The sequence below is a fragment of the Streptomyces showdoensis genome, assembly GCF_039535475.1.
GTDB classification, from domain to species: Bacteria; Actinomycetota; Actinomycetes; order Streptomycetales; family Streptomycetaceae; genus Streptomyces; species Streptomyces showdoensis.
In genome coordinates this window covers 175,083-196,239 of the sequence record NZ_BAAAXG010000002.1, presented here as the reverse complement: position 1 = coordinate 196,239, position 21,157 = coordinate 175,083, and the positions used below count along the sequence as shown (strand labels likewise).

The window sequence follows — 21,157 nt, the reverse complement described above, 5'->3', positions numbered from 1 at the left end:
GAGACCCGAGAGGCCGAGACCACCGTGATCCCTCTGTCGTTTTCGCAGCTGCGGTTCTGGTTCCAGGAAGAGCTGGACCGCGCGGGCGCATCGCCGCACGCTTCGATGGCGCTCCGGCTGTCCGGCCCGCTCGACGTGGCGGCGCTGGGCGACGCACTGCGGGACGTGGTGGCCCGGCACGAGAGCCTGCGCACGGTCTTCCCGGTCACCGACGGGGTGCCCGGGCAGCGGATCCTGGAGTCCGCGACGGTCGGTCTGCCGGTACGGCGGGGGGTCACGGAGCGGGAGGCCGAGGCCGCCGTGGCCGAGGAGGCCGGGCACCTCTTCGATCTGGAGCGGGAACTCCCGCTGCGGGCCGTCCTGCTGGCCCTCGACTCCCCGGACCTGCACGTGCTGGCGGTCACCGTGCACCACATCGCCTTCGACGGCTGGTCGGTCGCCCCGTTCCTCCGCGACCTCGCGCGGGCCTACGCCGCGCGCGCCGACGGAAGGCCTCCGGCCTGGGAGGAACTCCCCTTCCAATACGCGGACTTCACCCTGTGGCAGCGCAAGGAGCTCGGCGCGCCCGACGACCCGGGCAGCGTCTTCGCCGAGCAGCTGGCGCACTGGACCGGCGTGCTCTCCGGCGCTCCGGCCGAGCTCCCGCTGCCCGCCGACCGGCCGCGCCCGGCCACGGCCACCCACCGGGCCGGCACAGTCCCCTTCCACCTGCCGCCCGAGCTCGTCCGGGACCTGGCGCCCCTCGCCCGCCGGCACGGCGCCAGCACGTTCATGGTGCTCCACGCGGCGCTCGCGGGCCTGTTGGGGCGGCTCGGCGGCGGCTCGGACGTCCTGGTGGGCAGCCCGGTCGCCGGCCGCACCGACGTCGGCCTCGACGAGCTCGCCGGCTGCTTCGTCAACACCGTCGTCGTCCGGACCGACACCTCCGGCGACCCCGACTTCCACGAGCTGGTCCGCCGGGCCCGAACCGGTGTCATGGCGGCGCTCGACCATCAGGACGTGCCCTTCGAGCAGGTCGTGGAGGCCGTCAACCCGCCCCGGTCGGCGGCCCGTCACCCGCTGTTCCAGGTCATGCTGAGCCTGCAGAACAACGCGGGCGCCGCCGTGCGCCTGCCCGGTCTCGAATGCCGCCTGCTCGCCCCCGTCCCCCACCGGACCGTCGCCTTCGACCTGCTCCTCGACCTCACCGAGACCGACGGGGCGCTCGACGGCACCCTGGTCTACGCCCGGGACCTCTTCGACCACGCGACCGCCGAGCGTCTGGTCCGCGGCTTCACCGCCTTCCTGACCGAGGCGGTCGCCGCCCCGGAGCGGCGGATCGGCGCCCTGGAGCTCCTCGCGCCCGCCGAGCGCCGGACGGTCCTGGAGACGTGGAACGGGCGCGAGACGACGCTCCCGGCCGGCTCGGTGCCGGAGCTGTTCCGGCGACGCGCCGCCGCCGCCCCCGACGACCTCGCGGTGGTGTGCGGCGCGACCCGGCTCGACTACGCCGGGCTGGAGGCCCGCGCCGAGCGCCTCGCCCGCCGCCTGCGCCGGGCGGGCGCGGGTCCGGAGCGGCTGGTCGCCGTGGCCATGGGCCGCTCGGCCGAGCTGGTCGTCGCCCTGCTCGCCGTCCTGAAGGCGGGGGCCGCCTACCTGCCCCTGGACCCGCGCAATCCGGAGGAGCGGCAGCGCGCGGTCCTGGACGAGGCCCGGCCCTGCCTGCTCCTGACGGACGCGGCCACGAGGGAGCGGGCCGAGGCGCTCGCGGGGACGGGGCCCGGGCTGCCGCTGGTGGTCGTCGAGGCCGGGGACACCGGGGACACCGGGGACACCGGGGACGCCGGGGACGACCAGGCCGCCGCGGATGCCAAGGGCACCACGGACGCCACGGACGCCACTCACACCACTCACACCACTCACACCACTCACACCACTCACACCACTCACACCACTGAAAGCGAAAGCTCCGACGTCGCCGTGGACGCCGTGGACGCCGGGCAGGCCGCGTACGTGATGTACACGTCCGGCTCCACCGGCCGCCCCAAGGGCGTCCTGGTGACCCACCGGAACATCGTGGCCCTCGCCTCCGACCCCTGCTGGGCGGCGGACGGCGGCCACCGGCGGGTGCTCGCCCACTCGCCGCACTCCTTCGACGCCTCGACGTACGAGCTGTGGGTCCCTCTGCTCGGCGGCGGGACGGTCGTCATGGTGCCGGCCGGCGACTCCTCGCCGCGGGCGCTGGAGCGGGCCGTGGCCGAGGGCGGCGCGACGAGCGCGTTCCTCACCACCTCGCTGTTCAACCTGTTGGTCGCGGAGGGGAGTCCGGTGTTCGGCCGGCTCGGGCAGGTCTGGACGGGCGGCGAGCAGCCGTCGGCCGGGGCGCTGCGGCGGATGCTGACGGACTTCCCCGGCACGGCGCTGACCCATGTCTACGGGCCCACCGAGAACACGACGTTCACCACCTTCAGGCGTCTTGACCCGGCGCGGGACGCGGCCGGCGGGAAGCCGCCGATCGGCCGGCCCATGGCGAACACCCGGGCGTACGTGCTGGACGAGCGGCTCCGGCCGGTGCCGGTCGGGGTGCCCGGCGAGCTGTACCTCGCGGGCGCCGGTCTCGCCCGCGGCTATCTCGGGCGCCCCGGTCTCACCGCGGGGCTCTTCGTCGCGGATCCGCACGGCGCGCCCGGCACCCGCATGTACCGCACCGGGGACCTCGTGCGGTGGACCGCGGACGGCGAGCTCGACTTCCTCGCCCGCACCGACGACCAGGTGAAGATACGCGGCTTCCGCATCGAGCCCCGCGAGGTGGAGGCCGTCCTGGAGCGCCACCCGGCCGTCGGCCGGGCCGCCGTCCTCGTACGGGAGGACCGGCCCGGGGAGCGCGGCCTGGTCGCCTACGTGGTCCCCGCCCCGCACGCCGGTGCCGGTCTCGCGGCGGAGCTCGACGGGCACGCCCGGCGGGCCCTGCCCGACTACATGGTGCCGGTCGTGGTCGTGCTGCCCGAGGGGCTGCCGCTCACCCCCAACGGCAAGCTGGACAGGGCGGCGCTGCCCGCCCCGGCGGCGCACCCCGTCAGCCGTCCGCCCCGCACCCCCGCCGAACGGCTGCTGTGCGGGCTCTTCGCCGAGGTGCTCGGGGTCCCGGAGGTCGGCGCGGACGACGACTTCTTCGCGCTCGGCGGCCATTCCCTGCTGGCCGTACGGCTGGTGAACCGGCTGCGCGAGGTGCTGGACGAGGGGATCGGCACGCGGGCGGTCTTCGAGTCGCCGACGCCCGCGGGGCTCGCCGGGCGGTTCGGGTCCGCGGGCGCCGGGCGCGGACCGCTGCGGCTCCCGCCGCGCGGGGAGGTGCTGCCGCCGTCCTTCTCCCAGCTGCGGTTCTGGCTGCAGGGCGAGCTGGCGGAGGGGGCCGGCTCGCAGACGGTCACGACCGCCCTGCGGCTGACCGGACCGCTGGACGCCGGGGCGCTGTCGGCGGCCCTCGGGGACGTGGTGGCCCGGCACGAGAGCCTGCGCACCGTGTTCCCGGTGACCGACGGCATGCCCCGCCAACTGGTCCTCGCTCCGGCGGAGTTCGAGCTCCCGTTGCGCGAGGTGTCCCGTCGGGACGTCGAGGCGGCGCTGGCGAGCGCGGCCGAGCGGGACGTCGACCTGGCGCGGGAGGTCCCGCTGCGGGCCGAGCTCCTCGTCTGCGCCCCCGAGGAACACGTCCTCGCGGTCACGGTCCACCACATCGCCTTCGACGGCTGGTCCGCCGCCCCGTTCCTCCGCGACCTCTCCGCGGCCTATGCCGCCCGACTGCGGGGCCGCATCCCCGAATTCCCCGAACTCCCCCTCCAGTACGCCGACTTCGCCCTGTGGCAGCGGGCCGCGCTCGGTGCGCCCGAGGACCCGGGCAGCGCCTTCGCCGAGCAGCTCGCCCACTGGACCGGCGCGCTGGCCGGCGCCCCCGGGGAGATCCCGCTGCCCGCCGACCGGCCGCGCCCCGCCGCCGGCACCCAGCGCGTGGGCACGGTGCCGTTCCGGCTCGGTCCCGAGGAGCACGCGCGGCTGACGGCCCTGGCGCGGAAGCACGGCGCGAGCGTGTTCATGGTGCTCCACGCCGCTCTGGCGGGGCTGTTGCGACGGCTCGGCGGCGGGACGGACGTCCTTGTCGGCAGTCCCGTCGCCGGCCGCACCGACAGCGGCCTGGACGAGCTGGTCGGCTGCTTCGTGAACACCGTGGTGGTGCGCACCGACGTCTCCGGCGATCCGGACTTCGGCGAGCTGCTCGACCGCGTCCGCCCCGGCGTCCTGGCCGCGCTGGAGAACCAGGACGTGCCCTTCGAGCGGGTCGTGGAAGCCGTCGCCCCGGAGCGGTCGGCGGCCCGGCACCCGCTCTTCCAGGTCATGCTGAGCCTGCAGAACAACGCGGCCGGTGCGGCGGAACTGTCCGGCCTCCGCGTCGACGTGCTGCGCCACGGCCGGTACCGCTCCGTCCCCTTCGACCTGCTCTTCGACCTCACCGAGTCCCGCGGGGGCCTCGACGGCACCCTCGTCTACGCCCAGGACCTCTTCGACCACGCCACCGCCGAGCGGCTCGCCGGCTGGTTCACCGCCTTCCTCACCGACGCGACCGCCCGCCCCGCGCTTCCGGTGCGCCGGCTGGACCTGTTGTCCCCCGCCGAGCGGGACACCCTCCTCACCGAGTGGAGCGGACCGGCGGCCGGTGCGGAGCCGCTGACCGGTACGGTGTCGGACCGGTTCCGGGAGCAGGCCGCCCGGACGCCCGACGCACCGGCCGTGCTCCACGGGGCCCGCCGGATCACGTACGGCGAGCTCGACGCGCGGGTCGGGCGACTGGCCGGACGGCTGCGCGGGCTCGGTGCCGGGCCGGAGCGGCTGGTCGCCGTGGCGATGGACCGCACCCCCGACCTCCTGGTCGCGCTCCTCGCCGTGCACCGGACCGGGGCCGGGTACCTGCCGGTCGATCCGCAGCACCCCAGGGACCGGGTGGCGTCGGTGCTGTCCGAGGCCGCGCCGCTGCTCGTGCTCACGGACCGCGCCACCCGCGACGCGCTCGGCACGGCCGACTGGCTCACCGTGGACGACCCCCGGCTCGACGCCGTCGGCGCCCCGGGCGCGGAGGAGGCGGTCCCGGCCGACGGCACGGCGTACGTCCTCTACACCTCGGGGTCGACGGGCCGGCCGAAGGGGGTCGCGGTCACCCACCGCAATCTGGCCCATCTGCTCGCCGCCGTGGGGGGCCGGCTGCCGCTGGGCCCCGCCGACCGCCTGCTCGCGGTGACGACCGTCGCCTTCGACATCGCCCATCTGGAGCTCCTGCTGCCCCTGCTGGGCGGGGCCGCCGTCGTCCTCGCCGCGCCCGACGAGGTGCGCGATCCGCACGCCCTCGGCCGTCTGATCGGACGGCACCGGGTCACCGCCGTCCAGGCGACGCCCTCCCTGTGGTCCGGCCTCGTGGCCGAGGTCCCCGACGCCGTCCGCGGACTGCGGGTCCTGGTCGGCGGGGAGGCGCTGCCGCCCGCCCTGGCCGCCGGACTGGTCGGCCTGGCCGCGGAGGTCACCAACGTGTACGGGCCCACCGAGACGACCATCTGGTCCCTGGCGGCTCCCCTCGGCCCGGAGGACGCGGAGCGCCCGCCGCTCGGGTCTCCGCTGGGCGAGACCCGGGTGTACGTCCTGGACGCGGCGCTGCGGCCGGTGCCCGTCGGCGTGCCGGGCGAGCTGTACATCGGCGGCCAGGGCGTGGCGCGGGGGTACCTCGGCCGGCCGGGGCTGACCGCCGAGCGCTTCGTCGCCGCTCCGTACGGTCCGCCCGGCAGCCGCCTGTACCGCACCGGCGACCTGGTCCGGTGGACCGGCGACGGCGAGCTCGTGTTCCTCGGGCGCGGCGACGACCAGGTGAAGCTGCGCGGATTCCGGGTCGAGCCCGGCGAGATCGAGGCGGTCCTGGACCGGCACCCCCACGTCACCCGCAGCGCCGTGGTGGTGCGCGAGGACCGGCCGGGCGAGCGCCGGCTCGTCGCGTACGTCGCGCCCGCCCGGGCCACCGGCCCGGGCACGGCTACCGGCACCGGCACCGGCTCTGCATCCGCCGACGCGCTCGTCTCCGAACTCGACGGGTGGGCGCGGCGGGCGTTGCCGCCGTACATGGTCCCCGCCGTCGTCGTCCTGCCCGAGGGGCTGCCGCTCACGCCCAACGGGAAGCTCGACCGCTCGGCGCTGCCCGCCCCGGAGGCTCCCGCCGCCGGGCCGGCCCGGGAGCCGGAGACCCCCGCCGAGAAGCTGCTCTGCGAGCTGTTCGCCGCCGTCCTCGGCCGGGCCTCCGTCGGCGTGGAGGACGACTTCTTCGCGCTCGGAGGCGACAGCATCGTGTCGATCCGGCTGGTGTCCCGCGCCCGCTCCCGCGGTCTGTCCCTCTCCACGCGGGACGTCTTCCGCCACCGGACCGTCGCCGAGCTGGCCGCCCACGCGAAGGTGCGACCGCCCAAGGCGGGCGCGGCGAAGGGCACCGCCCCGGCGGAGCCGTCCGGGGCGGTGCCGCTCACCCCGATCGTCCACTGGCAGCGCGAACGGGGCGGGCCCGTCGACGGGTTCCACCAGTCCGTGCTGGTCCGTACCCCGGCCGACCTGTCGCCACAGCGCCTGCGGGCGCTGCTCCAGTCGCTGCTGGACCGGCACGACGGGCTGCGGACGCGGCTGACGCGCACCCCCGCGTGGCGCCTCGACGTGCTGCCGCGCGGCGCGGTCGACGCGGCCGGGTGCCTCGTACGGATCGACGCGGCCGGCCGGGCCGACGGGGAGCTCGCGGAGCTGGTGCGCGCCGAGGCGGACGCGGCGCGGCGGCGGCTGGCGCCCGAGGCGGGGACCATGCTCCAGGCGGTGTGGGGCGACGCGGGTCCCGGCCGGCCCGGCCGGCTGCTCCTGATGGTCAACCACCTGGTCGTGGACGGCGTCTCGTGGCGGATCCTCCTGGAGGACCTGGGCTCCGGCGCGGCCCCTCGCGCGGCGGGCCCGGACGTCGTGCCCGTGTCGTACGCCGAGTGGGGGCGCCTGCTGGAGCGCGAGGCGCCGGCGCGGGCCGCCGAACTCCCCTTCTGGCTCGGTGTCGTCGAGGGGGCGGACGATCTGGTGCACGGCGCGGAGCTGCTGCCCGCCCGTGACGTGGAGGGCGCGAAGCGCACCGTCACCCGGGTGCTGCCCGCCGACCGCACGGAGGCGCTGCTGACCCGCGTGCCCGCCCGGCTGGGCGTCGGGGTGAACGCGGTGCTGCTGGGGGCGCTGAGCACGGCCGCGGGGCACTGGCGCACACCGCCCGCCGGGGCCTCCGGCGGCGCGGCGCCGTTCCTGGTGGACGTGGAGGGGCACGGCCGGGAGGAGATCGCCGACGGCCTCGACCTGTCGGCGACCGTGGGCTGGTTCACCAGCATGTTCCCGGTGCGGCTGCCGGGGCGGCCGGGCGATCCGGACGGCGTCGTACGGGCCGTGGACGAGCAGCTCGGCGGCATGCCGGACAAGGGGCTCGGCTTCGGACTGCTGCGGTACCTGCGTGCGGAGAGCGCGACCGTGCTCGCGGCGCGGCCCCGGGCGCAGATCCTGTTCAACTACCTGGGCCGGTTCGACCGGCCGGACGGCTCCGACTGGGGCCTGGCTCCGGAGGCGGGGGCGGTCTCCAGCGGCGGCGACCCGGAGATGCCCCTGACGCACCTCCTGGAGCTGTCCGCGGTCGTCCACGACCGCGGGGACCGGCCGGAGCTCCACGTCACCTGGGCGTATCCGGAGGGCCTGCTGGACCGGCCCCGGGTGGAGGCCCTGGCCGACGCGTGGTTCGAGGCCCTGGACACCCTGACCGCACACACCGGCGAACCGGGAGAGACGGCGTGACCGCACCTGACCGCACCCACGAGCACACGGACGCGTACGCCGGCGGGCCGGTGTCGAGGCCCGCGCCGCTCCAGCAAGGGCTGTTCTTCCACACGGCGTTCGACTCGGACGGCCAGGACGTCTACACCACGCAGCTGGCGCTGGACTTCGTGGGCCCGCTCGACCCCGTGCTGCTGCGCGAGGTCTGCCAGGCGCTCCTGGACCGGCACGACAGCCTGCGTTCGGGGTTCCGTACCGACGCCTCGGGCGCGCCCGTGCGGTTCGTGCCGTCCCGGGTCCCGCTGGAGTGGCGGACGGCGGACCTCGGGGGGACGGCCCCCGAGGGGCGGGAGGCCGAGGCCGCGCGGCTGCTCGACGAGGAGCGGCGGAGGCGCTTCGACACCGCGCGGCCGCCGCTGGTCCGCTTCCTGCTGATCAGGCTGGGCGGCACCCGGTGGCGGTTCGCGCTGACGAACCACCACATCATCCTGGACGGCTGGTCCACCTCGATCCTGCTGGACGAGCTGTTCCGGCTGTACGACGCCGGGGCGGGGGCGGCGGCGGAGCGCGTGCTGCCGGCCGCCCCCTCGTACGGCTCCTATCTGGAGTGGCTCGGCGAGGTGGATCCGGAGTGGTCCCTGGAGGCCTGGGCGGAGGCGCTGTCCGGGATCGAGGGGCCGACGCTGGTGGCGCCCCGGGCGCGGGGCGCGGGCACGGTGGTCCCGGAGCGGGTGGTGCGCGCGCTGCCGGCCGGGCACACCGCGGCGCTGACGGAGCGGGCGCGGGAGGCGGGGGTCACCCTCGGCACGGTGATGCAGGTGGCCTGGGGACTGGTGCTGCGGCAGCTGACCGGGCAGGGCGACGTGCTGTTCGGGATGACGGTGTCGGGCCGGGCCGCCGACGTGGACGGCGTCGAGTCGATGGTCGGCCTGCTCATCAACACCGTTCCGGCGCGGGTGCGGACGGACCCCCGGGACACCCTGCTCGATCTCCTCGAACGGGTCCAGGACGAGCAGCTCGACCTGATGGAGCACCACCACGTCGGGCTGACGGAGATCCAGCAGCAGGCGGGCTTCGGGGCCCTGTTCGACACCACGGCCGTGTTCGACAACTACCCGATGGGCTCGGGCCGGCGCCGGCTCGGCGCGGCCCTGCTGGTCGACGTCACGGGGTTCGACGCCACCCACTATCCGCTCTCCCTGATCTGCACCCCGGCCGAGGAACTGGGCGTTCGGCTCGACTTCCGGCCCGATCTGCTCGGGCGGGCGACGGTGGAGGGGATCGCCGAGCGGCTGGTCCGGATCCTGGAGGCGATCGCCGACGACCCGCACCAGCCCGTCGCCGGCCTGCCGGCCCTCTCGGACGACGAGCGCCGGCGGGTCCTGGAGGAGTGGAACGCCACCGCCCGCCCGGTGGCGCCGGTCACCCTGCCCGCCCTGATCGAGGCGCGGTCCGCCGGGATCCCGGACCGGCCCGCCGTCTCCCACCGGGGGCGGGAGCTCGGCTACGGGGAGCTCGGCCGCCGGGCCAACCGGCTGGCGCGCGTGCTGCTCGCCGAGGGCGCGGGGCCGGGCACCCTGGTGGCCCTGGCGCTGCCGAGGACGGCGGACCTGGTGGTCGCCCTGCTGGCCGTGCTCAAGGCCGGGGCCGCCTACGTGCCGGTCGACGTGCGCTACCCGGCCGACCGGGTGGCGCGGATGCTCGGCGACGCCCGGCCGCGGCTGGCGGTGGTCACCGGGGCGACCCGGGACGTGCTGCCGGAGGGGACGGCCGCGCTCGTCCTGGACGATCCGGCCGTGGTGCGGCGCGTCGTGGAGCAGGGGGACGCGGACCTCGTGGACGCGGACCGGCCGGAGCCGCTGCTCCCCCGGCACCCGGCGTACGTGATCTACACCTCGGGCACCACCGGCGTGCCCAAGGGCGTGGTCGTCGAGCACGCGAACGCCGTCAACTTCGTGGCGACCGTGGAGGACCACTTCGGCGCCGAGGGCATGGCGCGGGTGCTGGCGTCCACCTCGCTCAGCTTCGACGTGTCGGTCTTCGAGATCGTCGCGACGCTGGCCCTCGGCGGGCGTCTGGAACTGGTCGACGACCTGTTCGCGCTGCTCGACCGGGACGGCTGGGAGGGGAGCCTGGTCAGCGGCGTCCCCTCGGCGGTGGCGAGCCTGCTGGCCGGCGGGGCCTTCGCGGTGTCGGCACCGCACGTGGTGCTCGGCGGGGAGGCGGTGCCGCACGGCCTGCTGCGGGAGCTGCGGGAGCGGGTGCCGGGCTGCGCCGTGACCAACATCTACGGGCCCACCGAGGCGACCACCTACTCGACCTGGTGGCGCGGCGGGCCCGAGGACGCCGACGGCGATCCGCCGATCGGCCGGCCGGTGCCCAACGCCCGGGTGTACGTGCTGGATCCGTGGCTGCGGCCGGTCCCGGTGGGGCGGCCGGGAGAGCTGTACATCGCCGGGGCGGGTGTCACCCGCGGCTATCTGAACCGGCCGGCGCTCACCTCGGAGCGCTTCGTGGCCTGCCCGTTCGGCGAGCCCGGCGGCCGCATGTACCGCACGGGCGACCGGGTGCGGTGGCGGGCCGACGGGCAGCTGGAGTACCTGGGCCGGCTGGACGGCCAGGTGAAGGTGCGCGGTTTCCGGATCGAGCTCGGTGACGTGGCGGCCGCCCTGCTGCGGCACGAGGACGTGGCGCAGGCCGTGGCGGTGGTGCGGGAGGACCGGCCGGGCGACCGCCGGCTGGTCGCGTACGCCGTGCCGGGTGCGTCCGGGACGCCGCTCGACGGTGCGGAGCTGCGGCGCTTCGCCCGTGACGTGCTGCCGGACCACATGGTGCCGTCGGCGGTGGTGTCGCTGGAGCGGCTGCCGCTGATGCCGAACGGCAAGCTGGACCGGTCGGCGCTGCCGGCCCCCACGTACCGCACCGCCGCCCGGCGCGGGGCGGCCCGCGCCCACGAGGAGCCGCTGTGCGCGCTGTTCGCCGAGGTGCTCGGGGTGGACCGGGTCGGTCCGGACGACGGCTTCTTCGACCTGGGCGGGCATTCGCTGCTGGCGACCCAGCTGGTGAGCCGGGTGCGGGCGGTCCTGGGCACCGAGCTGTCGGTGCGGGCCCTGTTCGAGGCGCCGACCCCGGCGGCCCTGGCCCGGCGGCTGGACGGCGAGGGCGGCGGTTCCGGCCTGGACGTGCTGCTGCCGCTGCGGACCGGCGGGCGGCTGCGGCCGCTGTTCGCGGTGCACGCGGCGAGCGGTCTCGCCTGGCCGTACGCCCGGCTGCTGCCGCACCTGGACCCGGACGTGCCGCTGTACGGGCTGCAGGCGCCGAGCCTCGCCGATCCGGAGGGCGGTGCGCGCAAGCCGGAGGAGCTGGTGCGGGAGTACGCGCGGCGGATCCGGGAGCTGCGGCCGGAGGGGCCGTACCGGCTGCTCGGCTGGTCGGTCGGCGGCACCCTCGCCTACGGGGTGGCCGCGGAGCTGGTGGAGTCGGGGCACGCCGTGGAGTTCGTGGCCCTGCTCGACTCGTATCCGGCTCCCGAGGAGGGTCTGCCGGGCTGGGAGGAGACGCACCGGCACGTGGCCGGGTCGGCCGGGTTCGCCGCCGACGGGACGCCGCCGGAGCAGATCGCGCTGCTCGGGGAGCGGGCGGTGGCGGGGGCGCGGCTCGCGGTGCGGTCGGCGGTGGACGCCCTGCGGACCGCACCGGTGCGGACGCGCGGGGTCGACGTGCTGCACTTCCGGGCCGCCGCGGAGGGTACCGAGGGGGCCGGCGTTCCGGTCGCGGATCCGGAGGCCTGGCGGGCGTACGGCGGCGGGCGCCTCACCGCCGTCGACCTCGCCTGCGGCCACTACGAGATGCTGGATCCCGTTCCGCTCGCCCGGATCGGGGCGGTGCTGTCCGAGCGGGCGGCGGAAGGGCGTGCCGGGAGCTGAGCGGGGCGCGGGGCCGGGCGGTACCCGGCCCCGCCGGGCGCCGGGTCCGTCAGAAGTCCCAGCCCGCGTCCTCGGCGGGGTCGGCGGCGCCGTCGGCCGGTCCGGGGTCGGCGAAGGACGCGCCGACCATGCCCGCGGTCAGGGTGGTGCCGTCGCCGGGGTCGATCAGGATGAACGAGCCGGTGCGGCGCGAGTCGGCGTAGGAGTCGACGGGCAGCGGTTCGGCGGTGCGGATCCTGACGCGGCCGATGTCGTTGGCCACCAGCCGGCCGGAGTGCGGGTGCAGGGTCAGGTCGTCGAGGGTGAGCCGGGAGGGGATGTCCTCGACGATGGCCTTGACCGTGCGGGTGCCGTGCTTGAGCAGCACCCGGTGGCCGACGGTCAGGGCCTCGTCGGCGACGTGGCAGACGGTGGCCTCGATCTCCTGGGTGGTCGGCGGGGCGTCGGCCGTCGGCACGATGAGGTCGCCCCGGGAGACGTCGATGTCGTCCTCCAGCAGGACCGTCACCGACTGCCCGGCCCCGGCGACGGCGACCCGGCGGCCGAGCAGGTCGATGGCGGAGATCCTGGTCGTCCGGCCGGACGGCAGGACCGTGACCGGCTCGCCCACGCGGAAGGCGCCGGCCGCGACCTGGCCGGCGTAGCCGCGGTAGTCGGGGTGCGCGGCGGTCCGGGGGCGGATGACGTACTGGACGGGCAGCCGGGCCCGGCGGTGCGCGGGGCCCTGGCCGACCGGGACGGTCTCCAGGTGTTCCAGGACGGTCGAGCCGCCGTACCAGTCCATGACCGCCGAGGGCTCCACCACGTTGTCCCCGGCGAGGGCCGAAATGGGGATCGCGGTGACCGCGGGGATGCCGAGCTCGGCCGCGTACGCGGTGAACTCGGCGACGATCGTGGCGAAGACCGGCTCGCGGTAGCCGACCAGGTCCATCTTGTTGACCGCGAGCACGACCTGCGGGACGCGCAGGAGGGCGGCGATGGCGGCGTGCCGACGGGTCTGCTCGACGACGCCGTGGCGGGCGTCGACGAGGATCACCGTCAGGTCGGCGGTGGAGGCACCGGTGACCATGTTGCGGGTGTACTGCACGTGCCCGGGGGTGTCGGCCAGGATGAACCGCCGCCTCGGGGTGGCGAAGTAGCGGTAGGCGACGTCGATCGTGATGCCCTGTTCCCGTTCGGCGCGCAGGCCGTCGGTGAGCAGGGCGAGGTCGGGCGCCTCCTGGCCGCGGCCGGCCGAGGCGCGCTCCACGGCCTCCAGCTGGTCGGCCAGGACCGACTTGGAGTCGTGCAGGAGCCGGCCCACCAGGGTGGACTTGCCGTCGTCGACGGAGCCGGCGGTGGCGAACCGCAGCAGGCCGCCGGTGGGGAGTTCCGTGGTCCTGGTCATGCTCAGAAGTACCCCTCGCGTTTGCGGTCCTCCATGGAGGCCTCGGAGAGCTTGTCGTCGGCGCGGGTCGCGCCCCGCTCGGACAGCCGGGACGCGGAGATCTCCGCGATCACCTGGTCCAGGGTCACCGCCTCGGAGTCGACGGCGCCGGTGCAGGACATGTCCCCGACGGTGCGGTAGCGGACGCGCCGCTTCTCGACCCGCTCGCCCTCCTCGGGGCCGCCCCAGTCGCCGACCGGGAGCCACATCCCGGAGCGCCGGAAGACCTCGCGCTCGTGGGCGAAGTAGATCTCCGGGAGTTCGATGCCCTCGCGGGCGACGTACTCCCACACGTCGAGCTCGGTCCAGTCGGACAGCGGGAAGACCCGTACGTGCTCGCCGGGTGCGTGCCGGCCGTTGTAGAGCTGCCAGAGCTCAGGGCGCTGGCGGCGCGGGTCCCACTGCGAGAACCGGTCCCGGAGGCTGAACACCCGTTCCTTGGCCCGGGCCTTCTCCTCGTCGCGCCGGGCGCCGCCGAAGACGGCGTCGAAGCCCTCCGAGCGGATCCGGTCCGTCAGGGGCAGCGTCTGCAGCGGGTTGCGGGTCCCGTCGGCGCGTTCCTTGAGCACACCGCGGTCGAGGTAGTCCTGTACGGAGGCCACGTGGAGGCGCAGCCCGTGTGCCGCCACCACACGGTCCCGGTACGCCAGGACCTCCGGGAAGTTGTGTCCGGTGTCCACGTGGAGCAGGGCGAAGGGCACGGGGGCGGGCGCGAAGGCCTTCAGCGCGAGGTGCAGCAGGACGACGGAGTCCTTGCCGCCGGAGAACAGGATCACCGGCCGCTCGAACTCGCCCGCCACCTCGCGGATGATGTGCACCGCCTCCGCCTCCAGCACGTCCGCGTGGGTCCGCGCGCCCGGGTCGTCGGTGCTCCCGGTCTCGGCCGTCGTCGGCGTCGCGGTCGGCGGAGCGGTCGCCGTCGTCGCAGTCGTCGCAGTCGTCATGCCAGCCCCTTCTCCCGCAGCAGTGCGACCAGCGCCTCCGCCGACTCCGCCCGGCTCTGCTCGTGCGCCGGGATCCTCAGGTCCGGTGCGGCCGGCGGCTCGTACGGGTCGTCCACCCCGGTCAGTCCGGTCAGCTCGCCCCTCGCCTGGCGGGCGTAGAGGCCCTTCACGTCCCGCCCGGCGCACACCTCGACCGGGGTCGCCACGTGCACTTCGACGTACCGGAGGCCGGCGGCCTCGTGCCGCGCGCGCACCGCGGCGCGGGCGTCCGCGTACGGGGCGATGACCGGGACCAGCACGGTGACGCCGTGGGAGGCGAGCAGCTCCGCGACGTAGCCGACGCGTCGCACGTTCGCGTCCCGGTCCTCGCGGGAGAAGCCGAGGTCGGCGGTCAGGTGGGCGCGCAGCTCGTCGCCGTCCAGGATGTGCGCCCGGCGTCCGGCGGACCGCAGGGCGCCGGCCGCGCTGCGCGCGATCGTGGTCTTGCCGGCGCTGGGCAGGCCGGTCAGCCATACCGTCGCGCCGGTGGTGTCCCCGCTCATGACGCACCCGCCGCCTCGGTCTCGGTCTCGATGGCGGTGACGGCGATCAGCCGGCCGGTCGCGCTGTCGCGCAGGGCCATGTCGGCCACCTCGACGTCCGGGGACGCGGTGCTCCGCCACCTGCGGACCGTGACCGTGAAGCCCGTGCCGGGGTCGGCGTTGCCGAAGTAGCCGATCTTCTGGTCGGTCACCTTGCGCCGCAGGAACTGCTCGTCCGTGCGCCCCAGCGAGCGCCACAGCCGCAGCAGCATCGTGTCGAAGACGGCGAAGTACGAGGCGAAGTACATGAGTCCGGCGCCGTTGAGGTCGCGCACGACGTCCAGGGTGTACGGGAAGGTGACGGGCTGCCCCGCCTCGTGGAATCCGGGCGGGCCCTCGGGGTGGAAGCTTCCGGTGGCCCGGGCCCTGCCCACGAGGGAGCGCGGGGAGTAGGCGTTCGGCAGCGGTGCCAGCTCCTGGTACGCGAAGTCCGGCGGGGTCACCTGGGCGAGGTCCCGGTTGCTGCCCGCGGTGGTGCGGGCGATCCAGCGGTTGAAGTTCTCGGCGTAGAGGCAGTGCGGGTGCGGGTTCTCGTACACCTCCGCCGGGTCCAGCGGTCCGGCCGGCAGCTCCAGGCCGGCCGGGGCCAGCCGGTGCAGGGTGATGACCGACTGGCTGCCGAAGCGGAAGGACCGGGAATCGACCCGGAGTTCGTCGCCGAAGGTGAGCCCGTGCGGGTGGACGACGTCGCCGCCGCGCACGTGGAAGTAGTAGAAGGACAGGTAGGCGGGGTCCCCCGCGGCGGTCCTGGCCGCGTGCACGTTGATCCGGCACGACTCGGCGACCACCTCCCAGGTCCAGTCGCCGATGCGGCCGAACACCAGGGAGCCGCCGCTGCACATGCCCGGCGCGACGACGACGTGCCGGGAGACCCCGGCGGCCGCGGCCGGCAGCAGGGCCTCGGGGGCCGGGTGGAACGTGGTCATGCCTCCGCCGCCTTTCTCGAGGTGCGCCAGGCGTCCGCCACGGCGAGGAACCGGTCGTCGTCCTCGGCGGAGCCGATCGACACGCGCACGCCCACGCCGGCGAACGCCCGTACCGCGACGCCCCTCTCGGCGCACCACGCGCCGAACTCGGCGGCGTCCGGGCCCAGCCGCAGCCAGACGAAGTTGGCCTGGCTCTCCGGGACCTCCCAGCCGGCCCCCACCAGGGCGTCCCGTACCCGGGTGCGTTCCGCGACCGTCTCGTCGACGCGGCGCAGCAGCCGCTCCTCGAGTCCGAGGGCCGCGACGGCCGCCTCCTGGGCCACGGTGCTCACGGCGTAAGGCGGGCTCGCCTTGCGGAGCCGTTCGACGACGTGGGGGTGGCCCACCAGGTATCCGGTGCGCAGGCCGGCCAGTCCGTAGGCCTTGGAGAAGGTGCGCAGCACGACCAGGTTGGGGTGGTCGGCGCACAGCGCCAGGGCACCGGGGGCCGCCGGGCCGCGGACGTACTCGTGGTAGGCCTCGTCCACGGCGACCAGGCAGGTCGGGGGCACGGACGCGACGAACTTCCGGAGCTCGTCCGGGTCGACGACCGTGCCGGTCGGGTTGTTCGGGTCGCAGACGATCACGAGCCGGGTCCGCGGGGTGATCCGCTCGGCCATGGCCGGCAGGTCGTGGGCCTCGTCGGCCAGCGGCACCGGCACGGCGGTCACACCGGCCAGGGCGGCGAGCGTGGGGTAGACCTCGAACGACGGCCAGGCGTAGACGGCTTCGGCGCCGGGGTCGGCGACGGACTGGAACAGGGTCTGCAGGAGGGCCACGGAGCCGGCGCCGACGGCGACCCGGTCCTCGGCGATCCCGTGGGCCCGGGCGATGGCCCGGACCAGCGCTCCGCAGCCGGGGTCCGGGTAGCGGTTCACCGTGGCGCCGGCCCGGGCGATCGCCTCGACGATGCCGGGGAGGGGGGTGTGCGGCGACTCGTTCGCCGACAGCGGGCGGGGGCGCTCGGCCGGGCCGTGGAGGCCGTCGGACGGCTTGTAGGCGGCGACGGTCTCCAGGACCGCGCGCAGGCGTGGGTAAGACATGGGACTCCCGGTGGAGAGGGCGCCGCCGCGCCCGGTCGTGCGGGCGGCGCCCGGATCGACTGTGGGGCTCAGCCTCCCGGCTGCCGTTCCGCGATCAGGCGGGCCACGTCGGCGAGGGTGCCGGCGTCGAGCAGTTCGTAGTCCTGGACCTCGATGCCGAGCCGCTCGTGGAGCGCGGTGGCGAGTTCCAGCACCGCCAGGGAGTCCAGCCCGACCTCTTCGCGGGTGGCCGTGGGCAGGACGTCCTCCTCGCGCACCTGCAGTTCGCTGACCAGGATGTCCTTGAGTACCTCGTACACGGCCGGCTCTTCCCTCGTTGTCCTCGCCCGAACGGAAGCCGCGGGATTGCGGCGTTCACGCACCACGGGCCGCCTTCAGGGCGAGGGCCACCTCGATGATGAGGTCCTCCTGGCCCGCCACGGCCTGTCTCCTGCCCAGTTCGAAGAAGACGTCGCGCGGATCGACGCCCTCGCGCCGGGAGACGTCCAGGACCCGGGTCTTGAATCCGGAGAACACTCCGGCCAGGCCGCTGACGACGCTCACCGAGTCGATGGTGGGCGGGGCCGGCATGAGCTCGCGCTCGGCGAGGTCGGCCGCGTCCAGCAGACCGTAGAGGTCGATCCCGGTCGGGAAGCCCATCCGTTCCAGCACCGGCACCAGGACTTCGAGCTGGGTGTTCCCGGCTCCGGCGCCGAAGCCCCGGGCGCAGGCGTCCAGGATGTCCGCCCCGGCCTCCACGGCGGCGACCGAGTTCGCGACCGCCATCCCGAGGTTGTTGTGGGCGTGGAACATGACCGGCACGTCGACGGCTTCGCGCATGGCGCCGACGCGTTCGGTGACGTCGGCCGGAAGGTAGTGGCCGGAGGAGTCCATGATGCCGACGGCGGTGGCGCCGAACTCGACCAGCCGGGCGCATTCCCGGGCCAGCCGGTCGGGGCTCGCCATGTGGCTCATCAGCAGGACGGCCTGGGCCTGGACACCCTGCTCGCGGAGGAAGCCCAGGTGCCGTTCGGCGAGGTCCCCCTCGGTGCAGTGGGTGCCGATCCGGACCACGTCCACCTGGTGGGCGATGGCCCGTTCCAGGTCGGCGGTGGTGCCCCAGCCCGGCAGCATGAAGACGGCCATCGTGCTGTTCTGCAGGGCCTCCCGCACGATCGACAGCATCTCGTCGTCGTCGAGCCGGGCCTGCCCGACCTGGAGGGAGGAGGCGCCGAGGCCGTTGCCGTGCCCCACCTCGACCACCGGGACGCCGGCGGTGTCCGCCGCCCGCGCGTAGGCCCGCAGTTGGTCGCGGCCCAGCTGGTGGCGGACGGCGTGGTGGCCGTCGCGCAGGGACGCGTCGTGGATGAGGACCTGCTTGCCGGCTCCGCCGGGAGGGGGTGCTGCGCTCATGACGTCTCCGTACCGATGCCCGCCAGGCCGGCCGCCGCACTTCGTTCGGCGACGTGAACCGCTGCGGAGTTGATGATGTCGAGGTTGCCGGCGTACCGGGGGATGCGTCCGCCGCTGGAGGTGACCTCCGCGGCGACGAACACCTTGTTCTCGTCCACGACGCGGGCGGTGATCCGGTAGCCCTTGACGAAGGAGCGGACCTGCTCGGCCGCGGTCGTCACGGCGGCGTTCACCGAGGCCGTGCCGAAGCCCTCGCCGAGGACCGACATGGCGACCCGGAAGGTGGCCGGCGGTCTGGCCGGGCTGATGTTGAGGATGGCCTTGACGTCCTTGACGCCGGTGAAGTCGCGTACGGCGTCCTGGGTGGTCTCGATGTACTCGTCGAGGTTGAGCCGGGTGGAGCGGCCGACGCTCGGGCTGGCGGCGGTCGTGACGACCTCGACGTACTCGACCCGGTGCGCCTGGGTGATCGCGTGCAGGATCGGGATCGAGGCCTGGCCGCCACAGCTGATCATGTTGATGTCGTCGCAGTGCAGGACCTCCTCCCCGTTCACGCTGGGGATCACCATCCGGCCGACCTTGCTGGGCGTCAGGTCCACGAGCCGCGCGCCGGTCCGCCGCAGGCGGTCCGCGTGCTCGGCGTGCGCCATGGCGTTGGTCGCGTCGAACACGATGCCGAACGGCTCCGGTGCCTCCAGGAGGGACTCGATGCCGCGCGTGCCGATGGGAAGACCGAGGTCGGCCGCCTGCCGCAGGCCCGGTGTCCTCTCGTCGCGTCCCACGACCATGCCGCACTCGAGGAACTCCGAACGCATGATCTTCTCGGCCAGATCGACGCCGATGAGCCCGGCGCCGAGGACGGCCACGGGCAGGCGCCCGTTTCGCTTCATGGCTGCTTCGCCCTTCCCTGTCTAGAGGTGCGCCTGGGGGCGCGACGGTGGTCTACGAGTCGCCCATGTGGAGCGTGACGGTGCCCAGCCGGTCGAACTCGGCCACGAAGGTGTCGCCGGGGGTCATCGGGACGGCCGCGTGGAGGGCGCCCGTCATGATCAGCTGGCCGGCTTCGAGGGTCACGCCGTGTTCGCCGAGCACGTTCGCCAGCCAGGCGACCACCGCGGCCGGATCCCCGAGGGCGGCCGCACCGGCTCCGGTCGCCACGAGCTCGCCGTTGCGGGAGAAGGCCATCCCGATCAGGCGTACGTCGCAGTCGTCGGGCAGCTCGACCGGGGGGCCGAGCACCACCGCGCCGTTCGAGGCGAGGTCGGCGACCGTGTCCGCGAGCCGGATCCGCCAGTCCTCGATCCGCGAGTCGACGATCTCCAGTCCGGCCATCACCTCGGAGATCGCCTCGCGGGCCGCGGCCACGGTGACGCCGGGGCCCCGCAGGGGCGTGCCGAGCCGGAACACGATCTCCGCCTCGACCTTGGGCGCGATGAACGCCCCGCCCGGCGTGGTGGCCCCGTTCTCGTACACGGTCGAGGCCAGCACCGGTCCGTAGTCCGGGGTGCCGACGCCGAGCATCTGCTGCATCGGGACGGAGGTGAGCCCCGCCTTGTAGCCGACGACGGTGTCGCCGGCCGCGGTCAGCAGGGCGACCAGTTCGCGCTGGATGGCGTACCCGTCGTGCATGTCCAGCGCGGGCTGCTCGTCGGTGAAGGGAGGGATGGGGCGGCCCGTCGCACGGGCCTCGTACAGTGCCTTGGCCTTGACTCTGGCGTCGTCCACCGAGATGTTCACTCTGCTCCTGTCAGAACACATCGCGCCTGCCGCACGGTCCCGCCGGTCTCCTGTACGCGGACGGTCTCGCGCGCCGACGCGTCGGCGCGGTCCGGGGCGTGCCGTGCGGACCGGATCACTCGGATCGGCAGAACGGATCCGGGCGAGGGGAGGGCGGCCGGAGAGCCCGCGGGCCCGATGCCCGCCCCCTCGTTTCGCGTCTCACCGTAACGACGAAGTGAGCCGCGCAGAAGGTTTTCCCCGGGCCCGCCGCCGGTCCGTGGAACGGCGCGGGGCCCGGTCGGCGGCGGTCTCAACGGACGGCCCGCCAGGCCCCGTTCACGGGGTCGGTGCGCTGCATCCCGGCGGCCAGCCGTTCCCATTCCCGGGCGTAGTGGCTCATCACCTCGGTGAGGGCGCGGGCGCAGTGCGGGGGGACGGCGGCCAGCAGCTGCTCGCCGGCCGCCAGCCCCTGCGCTTGGCCGTTGAGCCAGCGCAGCAGGGCCCGGCCGCTGTCCGTGAAGCGGATCGAGGGGTCGTTGGACAGGACGTCCAGGGCCCGCACCCGGATGCCCGGGACCCCGCGCGGGGAGCGGTCCGCCGGGGACGGCAGGGCGGCCAGGCCCGTGTAGCGCGGGGGCGCCGCCACGAGTGCGGCGAGGTACGGGGAGTCCCCGCGCGCCCCCGGTGCCCGCTCGTCGGGGTCCGGGGCGCCGGAGCGCAGTTCCTGCCGCAGGCGGTGGGCCGTGCTGACGGAGACCCCGGCTTCCTGGGCCACCTCGCGCAGGGTCGCGCGGGGCCGCTCCGTGAGCAGGGAGCGGGCCTTCTCCCGCCGCTCCGGCATGTCCGCCGGGCGGGCCCGGCCGTCCCTGCCGACGCGCGGGAGCGAGGGGTTCGACTGAGGAGATTCCTCAGTCGAACGTTTGCCCCGTACGACCCCTACCGTCTTGGGCGACACCCCTGTGACGGCGGCGATGGCCCGGTCCGACCAGTGCGGGTGGGTCGTGAGGATGCGCAGGACCGCCGCCTTGCGGTCCCCCAGCGTCAGCGGGAGGCCGTGCCGGATGTTGGCCTGCACCGACCGGATGAAGAGATCGGCCGAGGCCCCGTCGACGTGCCGGACGGCGATGCGGTGTTCCCCGCGCAGGACCACGGCCCGCAGCCGGTGCATGCCGTCGATCACCCGGCCCGTGTCCCGGTGCACGAGGATCGGTTCGAACTCCGTCCCGCTCTCCGCCAGGGCCCGCGCGTGGTCCTCGTTCAGGCCCTCCAGCCGCGGCGAGTCCGCCGGCAGCAGGGATTCGACCGGCACGGTG

General features: G+C 75.2%; 12 protein-coding genes. 2 read left to right on the top strand and 10 right to left on the bottom strand.

Annotation, left to right across the window (positions count from 1 at the left end):
- The first annotated feature begins 24 nt into the window (after window positions 1–24).
- Window positions 25–7,869, top strand: coding sequence for a non-ribosomal peptide synthetase (locus tag ABD981_RS00945; RefSeq protein ID WP_165590894.1), 7,845 nt, complete (start codon window positions 25–27; stop codon window positions 7,867–7,869).
- Window positions 7,866–11,774, top strand: a complete 3,909-nt coding sequence (locus ABD981_RS00940; RefSeq protein WP_131723818.1) for a non-ribosomal peptide synthetase — start codon at window positions 7,866–7,868, stop codon at window positions 11,772–11,774. Before ABD981_RS00945 ends, ABD981_RS00940 begins: the two co-directional genes overlap by 4 nt.
- Window positions 11,775–11,823: 49 nt before the next feature.
- Here ABD981_RS00940 and ABD981_RS00935 read toward each other — a convergent pair whose 3' ends face one another.
- The 10 genes from ABD981_RS00935 to ABD981_RS00890 all read right to left on the bottom strand — a co-directional run bounded on the left by ABD981_RS00935 (window position 11,824) and on the right by ABD981_RS00890 (window position 21,153).
- On the bottom strand, window positions 11,824–13,161 hold the full coding sequence (locus ABD981_RS00935) for a sulfate adenylyltransferase subunit 1 (RefSeq protein WP_046906015.1): 1,338 nt from the start codon (window positions 13,159–13,161) through the stop codon (window positions 11,824–11,826).
- Between the two features lie 2 nt (window positions 13,162–13,163).
- Window positions 13,164–14,144, bottom strand: coding sequence for a sulfate adenylyltransferase subunit CysD (gene cysD, locus ABD981_RS00930; RefSeq protein ID WP_046906014.1), 981 nt, complete (start codon window positions 14,142–14,144; stop codon window positions 13,164–13,166).
- A complete protein-coding gene (gene cysC / locus ABD981_RS00925) occupies window positions 14,141–14,686 on the bottom strand; it encodes an adenylyl-sulfate kinase (protein WP_046906013.1) in 546 nt (181 codons plus the stop codon). The genes cysD and cysC overlap by 4 nt, the downstream gene beginning before the upstream one ends.
- Window positions 14,683–15,651 carry a biosynthesis cluster domain-containing protein gene (locus ABD981_RS00920; RefSeq protein ID WP_046906012.1) on the bottom strand — a complete coding sequence of 323 codons (969 nt, stop codon included), beginning with the start codon at window positions 15,649–15,651 and terminating at the stop codon, window positions 14,683–14,685. The genes cysC and ABD981_RS00920 overlap by 4 nt, the downstream gene beginning before the upstream one ends.
- Window positions 15,648–16,733, bottom strand: coding sequence for a histidinol-phosphate transaminase (locus tag ABD981_RS00915; RefSeq protein WP_046906011.1), 1,086 nt, complete (start codon window positions 16,731–16,733; stop codon window positions 15,648–15,650). The genes ABD981_RS00920 and ABD981_RS00915 overlap by 4 nt, the downstream gene beginning before the upstream one ends.
- Window positions 16,734–16,801: 68 nt before the next feature.
- Complete coding sequence (locus ABD981_RS00910; protein WP_046906010.1) at window positions 16,802–17,032, bottom strand: acyl carrier protein; 231 nt, start codon at window positions 17,030–17,032, stop codon at window positions 16,802–16,804.
- A 55-nt stretch (window positions 17,033–17,087) separates the two neighbouring features.
- Window positions 17,088–18,125: a 4-hydroxy-2-oxovalerate aldolase gene (dmpG, locus tag ABD981_RS00905; protein ID WP_046906009.1), complete on the bottom strand. Its 1,038-nt coding sequence runs from the start codon at window positions 18,123–18,125 to the stop codon at window positions 17,088–17,090.
- Window positions 18,122–19,015, bottom strand: a complete 894-nt coding sequence (locus tag ABD981_RS00900; RefSeq protein WP_046906008.1) for an acetaldehyde dehydrogenase (acetylating) — start codon at window positions 19,013–19,015, stop codon at window positions 18,122–18,124. Before ABD981_RS00900 ends, dmpG begins: the two co-directional genes overlap by 4 nt.
- A 52-nt stretch (window positions 19,016–19,067) precedes the next feature.
- Entirely contained in the window at window positions 19,068–19,850 is a 783-nt protein-coding gene (locus ABD981_RS00895; protein WP_240495098.1) for a 2-keto-4-pentenoate hydratase, read from the bottom strand.
- A gap of 304 nt (window positions 19,851–20,154) precedes the next feature.
- The gene (locus ABD981_RS00890; protein WP_205628110.1) at window positions 20,155–21,153 is read right to left on the bottom strand and encodes a helix-turn-helix domain-containing protein; all 999 of its coding nucleotides are present in this window, start codon (window positions 21,151–21,153) and stop codon (window positions 20,155–20,157) included.
- Between the last annotated feature and the right edge of the window lie 4 nt (window positions 21,154–21,157).